This is a genomic window from Yokenella regensburgei ATCC 49455 (assembly GCF_000735455.1).
Taxonomy (GTDB): domain Bacteria; phylum Pseudomonadota; class Gammaproteobacteria; order Enterobacterales; family Enterobacteriaceae; genus Yokenella; species Yokenella regensburgei.
The window spans coordinates 106,483-117,950 of the sequence record NZ_JMPS01000073.1 but is presented as its reverse complement, the minus strand read 5'-3'; the positions used below and the strand labels follow the sequence as shown (position 1 = coordinate 117,950).

Here is an 11,468-nt window from a genome sequence, read left to right as displayed (position 1 = left end):
TTTTACCGTCCCGCGGCTCTCGCGGTACGCTCCGGCAGCCCCTGGATGACAAAATTGGTTCTGACCCGGACGGATGACGGATACCGGCTGGATAACCCGACCCCTTACTACGTTACGCTGGTCGATTTGAAGGCGAAGCGTGGCCGCAGCGCGGATATCGCTCCACGGACGCTTGCGCCACGGAGCAGTACCCGGATGGTGTCCCCGACACTGCAGGTGCCGGTTTTGACGTATATCGACGACTATGGGGCTCGGCCCGAGCTGACCTTTTCCTGTCACGGGAGTGTCTGTCATGTCAGTCAGTCGTAATTGCTGCCTGTTGCTCGCCGTGCTCTCGCTGTGTCTGAGCGGTTGTAGCCTGATGTCCGGTGCTCAGAGCCGTAAAAGCAGCATGCCGGCCGCGACAGATAAAAATGCGACCTCTGCGAAGCAAGAAAATCGTCGCCCGGCGCGGCAGGCAGATGATAACGGGCTGCCCGGTCGATGTCGGCAGGAGCTCACGGTTCTGAATACGATAGCCCCGGGGGCGGCATCCCCGCTGTCCGGTCATTTCACGGTACTGATGCAGAGAATGCACCAGTACGCGGGAGTTCGCGACACCTTGTCTCCACCACTTCAGGAGACTATCGACGCGCTATACCGCTACCGGGTGAACAAGGTCTGCGCCGACATTCGCCACACTCTGCTAAATAATCTAAGCCAGCAGGTCGAACAGGAATGAGGCTGGCAGGCATTGTGGGGGGCCTCATCTGGGTGGCCACTGCTGGCACGCCTCTGGCGGCGGCGCCGGTGGCGGATATCCTGCGTCCGGAGTCGGAAATCTCACTGAACGGGCTTTGGTCCCTGGCGGAAGAGGGACCAGTTGCCGGAAACCACCCCGTCGCTCGCCCTAAGCCAGCTTTTCAACACCCGGTCTCTGACCGCGATGTCCGACCCGCGCATCCACGTCTTCAGGACAAAAAACGTGTCGATGACAATCATGGTCGTGCAAAAGCATCGATCCCTGAGCGTGTGCCTGTTTCTCGCGGCCCTGGCCGGAACGGGAGCGTCAGGATATACCGGGGGGCAGAAAAAATGCGACAACTTTTGGCACGGAGCCGAAAGGTTCTGCTGGGCTTTCTGGCTCTGAGGCCCGGTGAAACAAGGCCATCCATTCACGGACAGGCAGATGAAGTCGCCTATGCGAGCGGAGTGATGGCTGGCACAGCGATTCTTCAAAATGAAGCTGTGCTGGCGTTATCTGGCGTGAAGCACGATCGCGCGTTGATGCTCGCGGGGATCAGAGACGTTTTCCTGCGACAGGTTCGTCTGCGGGGACGTCAGCTGGAGAACGCACAGCAACGAGCCATCGTTGAAGTACGGCGAGCTGGCAGGGAAGCGCATGAACATCAGTTGGCGTCAGAAAACCGCTTTGTGATGGATTTCCGGCAGCGGCGAGGAGTGCACGCGGGGGGAGAAGGGGTCTGGTACCGCGTGGATCAGGCCGGTCGTCGCAACGGGCTGACACGCCACAGCGTGATCCCCCTGGTGGCCAGGGAAATGCTGGCGGACGGGACAGTTATTCGCGATATGCAGGCGGAGAAGAAAATACTCAATGCAGCGCTGGGCGATCTGCCCATTCCATGGCAGAAAGCGATAGCGCAGGCCGGGTACGGTGGTGCCGTGACGGTTGTGCAGAAGGCGGCGCAGGATGGATCGCTGCCCGTGCGGGTGACCATGATCCGTACTTTCGATCCGCGGAACTACGTGTTTCCGCTGCGCCATACTTCGGCGACTGAATGATGGCACTCCTTAACGAATGGGGAAAGGGGCTGTGACCAATCTATTGATAAACAGGAGTGAAGTAATGCGAGATATCCATGTCGTTCTCGGTGCTACCCTGCTAATAGCGGGCGCTGCGCACGCCGCGATAAACCTGGATCGCACCCGTATTATTCTGAATGCGGGAGAGTCGTCCGTCAGCCTGACCGCCACGAATGATGATCCGACCCGACCTTTTCTGGCTCAGGCATGGGTGGAGGATGCGGCCGGAAAGAAAAACAGCGAGTTCCTGGTTGCCATCCCACCGGTACAGCGCATTGAACCCGGCGCCAGCAGCCTGGTCCGAATCGTCGCGACGCATGCCGCGCATCGGCTTCCCGAGGATAAAGAATCACTATTTTACTTCAACCTGCGCGGCATCCCGCCCCGGGACAACGGTGCTAACGCGCTGCAAATTGCGCTTCAGACTCGGATCAAACTGTTCTATCGACCCGCCTCTATTCGGGCAAGCCGCGGTTCGGTCTGGCAGAGTAAAATGATCCTGCACCGCATCGACGACGGTTATGAAATCGATAACCCAACGCCGTATTACATTACCGTAACTGGCCTGAAAAACCGGGACGGCGGTTATTCTGATATGACTCCTGTGATGATTGCTCCGGAGGGCAAATCCAGGCTTAAGGCCCCTCGTCTGGCCGAGCCGATTATCTCCTATATCAACGACTACGGGGGCCAGCCTGAGATTATATTCCACTGCCTGGAGGGGATCTGTCGTGCCAAAGTGCAGTAACCTGGCGCCCATTCAGAGCCGCTTTCGCTGGTATTCCATCCTGGCGCTGGGCGTCCTCGCAGGGGTAGCTGCAGTGACGGCGGCTCGCGCTGCTAATGAGGGATATGCGCAACTGACATTTTCCGGCGTGCTGAGCCATGCCCCCTGCAAGCTGGATATTGCCTCGGCGCATCAACGGGTGGACTTCCAGAGCATACCGGTTAAAAACTTCTACGATTACGACACGACCAGCCGTCGGACAATCATTATTCGGGTGCTTAACTGCACCTTCAAGCACAGCCAGCGCCTCGATGTTCGCTTTTACGGCGACGAAGATGGGGACCAGCCTGGGCTGCTGGCCGTTACCGGAGCGGCACGAGGTTTCGCAATTATGCTGACAAACGAGCAGGGGCAATTGCTCAGAATAAATCAGGATAAGGTCAGCATCGCTCTGCAACCAGGAAACAACGAAATCCGGGTTTTCGCCTCCCTGAAAGGAGCGAACGATGCCGTAAAAAATAAAACGATTCGGATGGGTGATTTCCACTCAACGGCCAGCTTTGTACTCCGGTATCCCTAACCTTAATGACCAGGAATATGGATGATGAAAAACATATTAACCCTGAAACGGATGACCCGTTTCCTCATTAGCATGACTGCCGTGTGCTTTGTCGCCGTTTGCAGGGGCGACGCAATATGGACCGATAGCACAGATAAAATGGTCATCAGCGTCGATTCGGCCCGTTTTCCAAGCTATACCAAAGGGGCAACGCTTACGGTTAACTTTGACCATTCCTTTAATCCGACCGTGCATTATCAGTTTTCTTACCTCAGCCCAAAGGATTTATATATCGCTTACTCCCATGCTTATATCAGACTTCCCCGTGTGGACGGATGGAAAAGAAAGATAAACGATGATCTAAACCTGGTCGGGTTTAGTATTGAAGACTCTGAGTTCGTGAGAGTAGACATGTCAACTTATGACCCTTTCCGGCTGAATTTTCGACCGCCAGCCAGGAGCGGACAGTTCACTGCCAATATACATATAAAGGGCAGCATAACGCTGGAGTTAGCACGGGATGTTATTGGTGGGGGTATTATTACCCCAACCGAAATCCCCCTTATGTTTGCTTATCCAGCCATTGGTACTCCAGGTTTTTGGCCTAGACCTGATGAAAGTTCTGTTTTTCTCCCGATATTTATCAGCACCAGTGGTCTTATCCCGGTGTCGGTACTGTGCAAAATTAACATCCCTGGAGGAGAACATATTGACTTCGGAAATATTGTTACTGACTCTCTGACTCCAGCGCGGGAAAGCGAAAACCGGCAGACCATTACGCTGGACTATCGATGCAATGCGGCAAAAACGTTGCCGGTGGATATTCATCTCCTGGCCGGGCACGCAAGTTTTTCTGACGCGGTCATTGCCAGCACTAATCCTGCCGTAGGGGTCTCGCTCACCCGAAACGGTTTACCGCTCAGCCCTGGAGGAAAGTTCTCTACTCGTCTTCAGGACGGCCAGGGGCACGATACGCTGACGGCTACGGTTACTCGTAACCCCGCGGTGGCACCGGGCGCCGTCGATACAGGTCCTTTCAGCGCCAGTGCGATACTTATTCTTGAGCAGCAGTAACCACCGTAAACCCTTTGGGCAAAGCGCTTGTATGCCTATTTCAGTTTATTTACTGGCATCACCCAGCAAGAAGGCAATGCTTTTGCCGCCTTCCGATTGCTCAAGCGCAATTTTGGCGATGATGGTGAGCGGAACCGACAGCAGCATGCCCACCGGACCTAACAGCCAGCCCCAGAAAATCAACGACAGGAACACCACCAGGGTGGAGAGACCTAATCCCCGGCCCATCACACGCGGCTCCAGCATATTACCGATAACCAGGTTTATCACCAGATAGCCTGCCAGCACGACCAGCGCATCATAGAGTCGGCCAAACACCAGCACCTGGAGAATAGGGGGGATAGCCGCCAGTACCGAGCCAATGTTGGGAATATAGTTCAGACCAAAGGCCAGCATTCCCCAGATAAAGGCGAAGCGAACGTCGAGCATCACCAGCATGCCCCAGACCACCAGGCCGGTGAACAGGCTGATGAGCGTTTTGAGCACCAGGTAGTGAGACACGCTGTCGATGGCGCGCTGAATGGCGGCCATGCCCTCAACCGGGCGCGCCATCAATTGCTGCAGTTTGGACGGCAGCTGCGGGACTTCAAGCAGCATAAAAATGACGGTCAGCAACAGCAGAAAAATGGAGGACATGGCATTGGAGAGCTGGGTTAACATGCCGGTTACCATCGACATGACGGCGTTAGGGTCGAGATATTTCCCCAATTCTCCCGCCGAGACGCCAAAACCAAAACGGGTGAGCCAGGGCTGGATGTCCTGCAACGGCACCACCAGTGACGTACGATACTGGGGCAGAGTGCGGGCTAGCTCGTTCAGCGAAGTGCCAAGAGACGCGAGTAGCAGAACGGCAATGAGAATAATCAGCCCAATCAGCAACGAAATGGCCAGTGCCCGGGGGACGCGCCAGCGCACCAGCAGGTTAACCAGCGGATTTATCACCACGGCAATGAACAGGGCAAGGATGAAGGGGACGATGATATCCGCCGCCAGGCGAATACCGGTGAAAATGATGACCAGCATGCCCAGCATGATGACTATCTTTAATCCGTTAAATGTGATGATGGGCTTGACCATAGTGACTCCTGTACTTGTCCGGAGAACATCATAATGGCGATCGAATTAAGAATAAACTTATCCGTGCCAGTCACATTTAGTAAAGATTTGAAAATCTTTTGAGTAAAATGTGCCGCTGTGCTAAATATATAGTGTGTTTAACTACCGAGGACAATTTTGATCCGCAATGACGAGAAGCAATACCGCGGATAATTGTAATTTTATGGACAATATGTTCAGAACTTTCATCTCTACATACATCGTTTTACTATCCCCATACAACCTGCTCTCTGGTGAACAGCACTGGCGCTCTGAGCTATAGTCTTTCTTCCCCTGCATTCGCTGGCGCACTGCGCACGGCACTAACATAGTTTTTTTTCGGTTCGCCCCTTTTTTGGCTTACCGCGATGGATTTTTATTCTCAAGCAGGAGAAGAATGATGTTTTACTGGATCCTTTTAGGTTTAGCAATTGTTGCAGAAATTACCGGTACCTTGTCGATGAAATGGGCAAGCGTGAGCGGTGGCAACACTGGCTATATTTTGATGCTGGCGATGATTGCCACGTCCTATATTTTCCTGGCATTTGCCGTTAAAAAAATCGCCCTGGGTGTAGCCTATGCACTGTGGGAAGGTATTGGTATTCTGTTAATTACTTTGTTCAGCGTGTTGTTATTTGACGAAGCGCTGACACCGATGAAAGTGGCGGGTCTGACAACGCTGGTTCTGGGGATTGTGCTGATTAAATCAGGTACCCGCAAAGCCAAAAAAGCGTCGATGACCAAGGAGCCAGCTCATGCAACAGTTTGAGTGGGTCCACGGCGCCTGGTTGGCCCTGGCGATCGTTCTTGAAATCGCCGCCAACGTATTATTGAAACTTTCCGACGGTTTTCGTCGTAAAACCTACGGCATTCTCTCATTACTGGCCGTACTGGCAGCGTTCAGTTCGCTGTCGCAGGCGGTAAAAGGAATCGACCTGTCAGTGGCATATGCACTGTGGGGCGGTTTCGGTATCGCCGCCACCCTGGCTGCCGGTTGGGTGCTGTTTGGTCAGCGCCTCAACAATAAAGGTTGGGCCGGTCTGGTCCTGCTGATTATCGGCATGGTAATGATAAAACTCGCCTGATGTGATCGCTGCCCGTAATTCCGGGCAGCGAAATTCACCCTCTGTATTACGCTTAACAAAAAGATTGGGAACTCTCCCGGCATCTGCCACCATGAGGGTAGTGAATGTTCAATCCATTAAGTTGGCGTAATATTCCCACCGCACGAACGCTGTTCGTCATGATTTTCATGGCCGGGATAGGTCTTATTATCTCGGTCGTGGCGTTGTTGTACCTCTCTTTACACCTCATCAGTACCAAAGCGAATGAAATCGATGAACATCGTACGGCGCTCTCCGTGCAGGGCGCGGTACAGACCTCGGTTAATCGGGTGCTTTCATTGGTTATTGATAACGCTATCTGGGACGATGCGGTCCACAAAGTGTACCCGCCGGAACTCGATAAAGAGTGGCTGTTCAACACCTGGGGGGCGGGTTTCAAGATCAATAACCTCTACGACGGCACCTTTGTCCTCGACCAGGGCTTCAACGTGCTGTGGGGATCGTTTCACAGTAGCCCGTTCAATGAAACGGACCTCAATTTTTTTGGCGACGGCCTGCAGTCGATTATCCGTCAGCATGGTGACGGACTAAAAACCGGGAAAAATATCTACGCCGGGATCACCAAAACGCGGCAGGGAATTGCTTTTGTTGGCATAGGGCTCATTCGTCCAATGATGGGCCGCCTGCAGGTTTATGACAGCACCCGCCGCTATCTGGTCATCACCCGTCATCTCAATCCGCAAATTTTGCGTGAGCTGGGGAATACTTTCCAGATTACCAATCTTAACCTCACGGCAGAACGAACCAGTAAGTTCAGCGTTCCGATGAAAACCTCTGGCGGTACGGTAGTGGGGTATCTGAACTGGGAACCGCGTCTGCCGGGGGCGGAGGCGGCAAAAGCAGCGTCGAGCGGAATTCGCCAGATTGTTCTGCTAGCCGCGGCGATCATCCTTGCCTTTATTCTCTTCAGCAGCGTCGGCCTGTTTAAGCTTGCCAGTAACGAAAAAATTGCCCGTGAAATAGCGCTCACCGACTGGCTCAGCCATTTACCGAACCGCAGAGCGCTGATTGAGCGCCTTGAGTCGGTGAAAGGCCGGCCGGATAACGGTGTCAAAACGGCGGTGTTTATCGATCTTGATGGCTTTAAGGACGTTAACGATATCTACGGCCACGATGTGGGTGATGAACTTATCGTACACATAGCCCATACGCTGCAAAGCATTGTGCCGCCTGGCGGTATGCTGGCACGCCTCGGCGGCGATGAGTTTGCCATGTCCACTGAGGGGAAACATTCTCTGGCGCAGGCATCTGCCTTCGCCGGACGTGTACTGGAGTTTCTCAACAACCCGATTCGCATTGGCGAGAGAACTATTCATATTGGCGCTTCCATCGGTATTGCCAGCGGTACGGCGGAGGAGTGTTCCCGTACTGAACTGTTCCGCCGGGCAGACATTGCGATGTATCACTCAAAAATTACCGGAAAAGGGCGTATTACGCACTACGACACCGAGCTAAACAGCGCACGTGAATATCAGTTGATGATCGAAAATGATATTCGTCAGGGGCTGGAAAATGATGAGTTTGACGTCTGGTACCAGCCGATCGTCGATGCACGAACCCAGGTAATGATAGGCGTTGAGGCGCTGGTACGCTGGCCGCGCCGCCCTCAAGGTGCGTTGACCCCGGACGAGTTTATTACCATTGCCGAGACCGGGGGGCTTATCTATGCGCTGGGCCAGTTTGTGCTGCGACGAGCCTGTCAGGACCTGCAGGCGCTGGACGATTTGAAGCTGTCAGTCAACATCTCCCCGGCGCAGTTCCGTGACCCGGAGTTTGAAGAGAAGGTAGCAAACGTACTGGAAACCTGCCGCTTCCCGGCGCATCGCCTGCAGCTGGAAGTGACGGAAACCTACGTGCTGGAAAGCCCGGAGCGGGCGCGTACGGCCATTTACAATCTCAAAGCACTGGGCACCGCCGTGGCGCTTGATGATTTTGGTACCGGTTATTCCAGCATTGGTTATCTGCGTCGTTTCAATTTCGACTCTATCAAAATTGATAAATCGCTGGCGGGCCTGGTGGATAACGATGAACAAGCCGCTGCGCTGGTGAGCGGTACCATTCGCATCGCCAGTGCGCTGGGGATGACGGTGATTGCCGAAGGTGTTGAAAATGAGAAGCAGGTAAAATTGTTGCGTCTGGCGGGGTGTGACCAGCTGCAGGGATTTTATTTTAGCGAGCCAATGCCAATTGACTCGCTATTACAACTGCGACAGCAGCGCCAGTGCTAGGTTATTCTTGCGCCAGCGCTTCGAGTTTGTCGCGAAATCCCGTGACAGAGATAGCCCGGTTGTCCGCCCGCCAGCGATCTTTCGCCGCAGGAGCGGAGCTTTGTACGCCGATAACCTGCCAGCCACTGTCGGTTTTCAGCAGCAGCGGGGAGCCGCTGTCGCCGGGCAGAGTATCGCACTGGTGCGACATTACCGAGGTTTGCGCCCAGCCGGTCACCAGACAGTTGTTATGGGTGTACAGCGAATCAAGGTGATCCAGCGGATAGCCCGACTGGGTAACCTGACGTCCCGTGGCTTTCAGCGCGTCATTCAGTGCGGCTTTATCACCTTCAAAAATGGGCAATGGCTCAATCCCTGATGGGGCGTAGCGCAGGATAATCAAACCAAAATCCCAGGGCGCGGCAGAAGGCGGAACTATCCAGCCATCGCCATCGGCTTTTAATCGTTTACCGAGAGAGGGCTCAACACGCCCTTCGATCCCGTGAATTTCATAGCGCCAGACGCCTTTTTTCGACACAAAGCGCAATGCTATCGCTTTATCCGGTTTGGCATTTGGCGGCGTTAACAGGCAGTGCCCGGCGGTTAACGCCAGACGCGGGGAGATAAGTGTGGCGGTACACAGATTGCCACTGGCGGTTTCCAGCTGACCAATAGCGTCCCACGGTGAATCTGTTGGATTGCTGACGCGAGTACGGTCGTCATGGCCGAAAAATAGTGTCTTTTGGTCACTGGCGCTAAGGCCGTCATCGCTGGCGTCGTCTGCATGAGCGATGGCAGAAAACAGACAAAATGAACCCAGAAATAGCGCTACGGTTTTATGCATATCACACTCTGATGGGGCAATTAGAATTATAAAATGTAAACCCAATGACACTACTATAGACGGGACGGTAGAAAAGTGGGAGTAAAATCAGCGTGCTACACTCAGTAGAAAAAGAACCGCGTGGCAATAAGCGCGCAGATGATTAGCAATATAAGGATGAGCTCAAAACGATAGCGCCGCAACATCATTGCTCTCTCCAGAAAAAAACGGCGCTGAACCAGCGCCGATTTATCATAAGGTCTGTACTACCAGGCAATTATTATGCAGCTGGTTTCACAGCCGGTTTAGCTGCTGCTTTGTGGTGTTTTTTAGCAGCCTGAGCTTTCTGAGCTACTGGTTTAGCAGTTTTGTGGTGCTTTTTAGCAGCCTGAGCTTTCTGTGCTACTGGTTTAGCAGCAGTTTTGTGGTGCTTTTTAGCAGCCTGGGCTTTCTGCGCTACTGGTTTAGCGGCAGTTTTGTGGTGCTTTTTAGCAGCCTGGGCTTTCTGTGCTGCCGGTTTAGCGGCTTCTTTTTTGTGTTTCTTAGCAGCCTGCGCCTTCTGAGCTACTGGTTTAGCGGCTTCGGTGGAAGCGGCTTTTTTGTGGTGTTTCTTAGCAGCCTGCGCCTTCTGAGCGGCTGGTTTAGCGGCTTCAGTGGTAGCAGCTGCTTTCTTGTGTTTCTTGTGATGAGTAGTGGCTTTCGCCGGTGCTGCGTGAGTTGCGGCAGCAGCAGGAGCCGGAGTCGTGGTGCTTGCAGCATCAGCTGCAAACGCAGCAGCAGAAGACAGACCCAGAGCAGCGGCAACAACCAGAGCTAATACTTTTTTCATTCTCATACCCTCGAAATTGGTTTCTTCATTTCAACCCCACTGCGGGGCCGTTGAAATAACTATATCCTTGTGTTTACTCGCTTTCCGTGAGTGTTTGGTTTCGGCGTGTAACCGTTTGTACAATGTACAAAAACCACAGTACATGCGCCGTGGCGCGGTGTACCGGGGGTATCGAGAGAGAAAGAAGGGGGATACTCAGACGTAGGATGGTGTTATGCGGTCACAGTTTGTGTCAGCGCTTTTAAGGAAAGCCATTGCGCGCCAGAGAATTCACCTGCACTGACGGCCTTCACTTTATGCTGGGCATTCCTGTTGAGCAGATAAATGGCGTCTTTAACCGGATAAAGCCTGTCGCCTGTTTTGATAGGGATTACAGAAGTCACTTCCGCCAACATCTTTAATTTTGCGGACTGGAGGATCAGGGCATAACAGCCAGTAGTTCTCAGAAAAATGGCGTCAATAACCAGCCACTCCATAGATAACCTGCTTAAAATTCAACGTCGATGCATTAAGGCTAACAGATATTTTGATTCACAACGACGCTTCATTTATAGAAATGTGACCTCCACCAGGCGGCTTCGGAAGAATATATTTTTACAACTGGTTGATTTTCAACCTCTGGCTGCGAGCTGCATATTTGGCTATATTCTTAATTCAGAACAAGTACTTCTCTATTCCAGGAGTGAAATTTTATCTGATGGGTGCCATATGAATAAAAAAGATATTTTTCGGTTTCATCGACCATTATCTCGTTACTCGCATACTTTTGGCGATGAATGGTTTGCGCTGAAGGCAGAAGCGTTCGCTCGATTTTTCGGCACACCCACATTTCTGGTCGCGCAGACGATCATTGTTGGGGTCTGGATCCTGATTAACATTGTCGGCTGGACTAAGTTTGACCCGTATCCTTTTATCTTGCTTAACCTGGCCTTCAGTCTACAGGCCGCCTATGCCGCACCGTTGATTTTACTGGCGCAAACCAGACAGGCAGAGCGCGACGGGGCGCATGCGTTAGCCGATGCCCAGCACCGGGAAGATCTGGCGGATGCTATGAGCCAACGGCAGGAGCTCGCCGAGCGACAGTCAGAACAATTATTCAAGTTATTGCAGCAAAATACGGAATTAACGGATCTGACGCGGCAAATGGCTGAACGTATTGAAAAATTAACGCTGCAGCTTGCCCAACATCAGACTCAGGATGTTAAGCCAAACAACTAAGTGCGTGGG

General features: G+C 53.0%; 16 protein-coding genes. 11 read left to right on the top strand and 5 right to left on the bottom strand.

All coding sequences use genetic code 11. The features are described from left to right. Positions 1-45 precede the first annotated feature (45 nt). From GYRE_RS23990 to GYRE_RS19145, 6 genes are all read left to right on the top strand, one after another. A complete protein-coding gene (locus tag GYRE_RS23990; RefSeq protein ID WP_112471402.1) occupies positions 46-309 on the top strand; it encodes a fimbrial biogenesis chaperone in 264 nt (87 codons plus the stop codon). After that, positions 293-721, top strand: a complete 429-nt coding sequence (locus GYRE_RS19165) for a hypothetical protein (RefSeq protein ID WP_038257584.1) — start codon at positions 293-295, stop codon at positions 719-721. Before GYRE_RS23990 ends, GYRE_RS19165 begins: the two co-directional genes overlap by 17 nt. After that, positions 718-1,782, top strand: a complete 1,065-nt coding sequence (locus GYRE_RS24755) for an FKBP-type peptidyl-prolyl cis-trans isomerase N-terminal domain-containing protein (RefSeq protein WP_038257582.1) — start codon at positions 718-720, stop codon at positions 1,780-1,782. The genes GYRE_RS19165 and GYRE_RS24755 overlap by 4 nt, the downstream gene beginning before the upstream one ends. A 64-nt stretch (positions 1,783-1,846) precedes the next feature. Further along, positions 1,847-2,551, top strand: a complete 705-nt coding sequence (locus GYRE_RS19155; protein WP_038257580.1) for a fimbrial biogenesis chaperone — start codon at positions 1,847-1,849, stop codon at positions 2,549-2,551. Then, on the top strand, positions 2,535-3,110 hold the full coding sequence (locus GYRE_RS23285; RefSeq protein WP_006819950.1) for a fimbrial protein: 576 nt from the start codon (positions 2,535-2,537) through the stop codon (positions 3,108-3,110). The genes GYRE_RS19155 and GYRE_RS23285 overlap by 17 nt, the downstream gene beginning before the upstream one ends. Positions 3,111-3,131: 21 nt before the next feature. Next, positions 3,132-4,163 (top strand): fimbrial protein, encoded by a 1,032-nt coding sequence (locus tag GYRE_RS19145; RefSeq protein ID WP_038257578.1) that lies wholly within the window; start codon positions 3,132-3,134, stop codon positions 4,161-4,163. 45 nt (positions 4,164-4,208) lie between these two features. Here the strand turns inward: GYRE_RS19145 and GYRE_RS19140 are convergent, their stop codons facing one another. After that, the gene (locus tag GYRE_RS19140; protein ID WP_038257576.1) at positions 4,209-5,240 is read right to left on the bottom strand and encodes an AI-2E family transporter; all 1,032 of its coding nucleotides are present in this window, start codon (positions 5,238-5,240) and stop codon (positions 4,209-4,211) included. Positions 5,241-5,406: 166 nt separating this feature from the next. Between GYRE_RS19140 and GYRE_RS25350 the strand changes: the two genes are divergently transcribed. The 4 genes from GYRE_RS25350 (at position 5,407) to GYRE_RS19125 (ending at position 8,610) form a co-directional block, all read left to right on the top strand. Next, on the top strand, positions 5,407-5,541 hold the full coding sequence (locus GYRE_RS25350; RefSeq protein ID WP_087943268.1) for a protein YdgV: 135 nt from the start codon (positions 5,407-5,409) through the stop codon (positions 5,539-5,541). A 117-nt stretch (positions 5,542-5,658) separates the two neighbouring features. Then, positions 5,659-6,027, top strand: coding sequence for a multidrug/spermidine efflux SMR transporter subunit MdtJ (gene mdtJ / locus GYRE_RS19135; RefSeq protein WP_038257574.1), 369 nt, complete (start codon positions 5,659-5,661; stop codon positions 6,025-6,027). Continuing rightward, the gene (gene mdtI, locus GYRE_RS19130) at positions 6,014-6,343 is read left to right on the top strand and encodes a multidrug/spermidine efflux SMR transporter subunit MdtI (protein ID WP_006819954.1); all 330 of its coding nucleotides are present in this window, start codon (positions 6,014-6,016) and stop codon (positions 6,341-6,343) included. The genes mdtJ and mdtI overlap by 14 nt, the downstream gene beginning before the upstream one ends. A gap of 104 nt (positions 6,344-6,447) precedes the next feature. Beyond that, positions 6,448-8,610 (top strand): bifunctional diguanylate cyclase/phosphodiesterase, encoded by a 2,163-nt coding sequence (locus GYRE_RS19125; RefSeq protein WP_038257572.1) that lies wholly within the window; start codon positions 6,448-6,450, stop codon positions 8,608-8,610. A 1-nt stretch (position 8,611) separates the two neighbouring features. Here GYRE_RS19125 and GYRE_RS19120 read toward each other — a convergent pair whose 3' ends face one another. The 4 genes from GYRE_RS19120 to GYRE_RS19110 form a co-directional block, all read right to left on the bottom strand. Then, positions 8,612-9,433 carry a trypsin-like serine peptidase gene (locus GYRE_RS19120; protein ID WP_038257570.1) on the bottom strand — a complete coding sequence of 274 codons (822 nt, stop codon included), beginning with the start codon at positions 9,431-9,433 and terminating at the stop codon, positions 8,612-8,614. A 101-nt stretch (positions 9,434-9,534) separates the two neighbouring features. Further along, entirely contained in the window at positions 9,535-9,618 is an 84-nt protein-coding gene (gene ydgU / locus GYRE_RS25415; protein ID WP_455685177.1) for a small membrane protein YdgU, read from the bottom strand. A 74-nt stretch (positions 9,619-9,692) separates the two neighbouring features. Beyond that, positions 9,693-10,241: an acid resistance repetitive basic protein Asr gene (gene asr / locus GYRE_RS24320; RefSeq protein WP_038257600.1), complete on the bottom strand. Its 549-nt coding sequence runs from the start codon at positions 10,239-10,241 to the stop codon at positions 9,693-9,695. Between the two features lie 212 nt (positions 10,242-10,453). Further along, positions 10,454-10,717 carry a signal transduction protein PmrD gene (locus GYRE_RS19110; RefSeq protein WP_006819959.1) on the bottom strand — a complete coding sequence of 88 codons (264 nt, stop codon included), beginning with the start codon at positions 10,715-10,717 and terminating at the stop codon, positions 10,454-10,456. 232 nt (positions 10,718-10,949) lie between these two features. On the opposite strand from GYRE_RS19110, the gene GYRE_RS19105 reads away from it, so the two are divergent. Next, positions 10,950-11,459, top strand: coding sequence for a DUF1003 domain-containing protein (locus GYRE_RS19105; protein ID WP_006819960.1), 510 nt, complete (start codon positions 10,950-10,952; stop codon positions 11,457-11,459). Positions 11,460-11,468 lie beyond the last annotated feature (9 nt).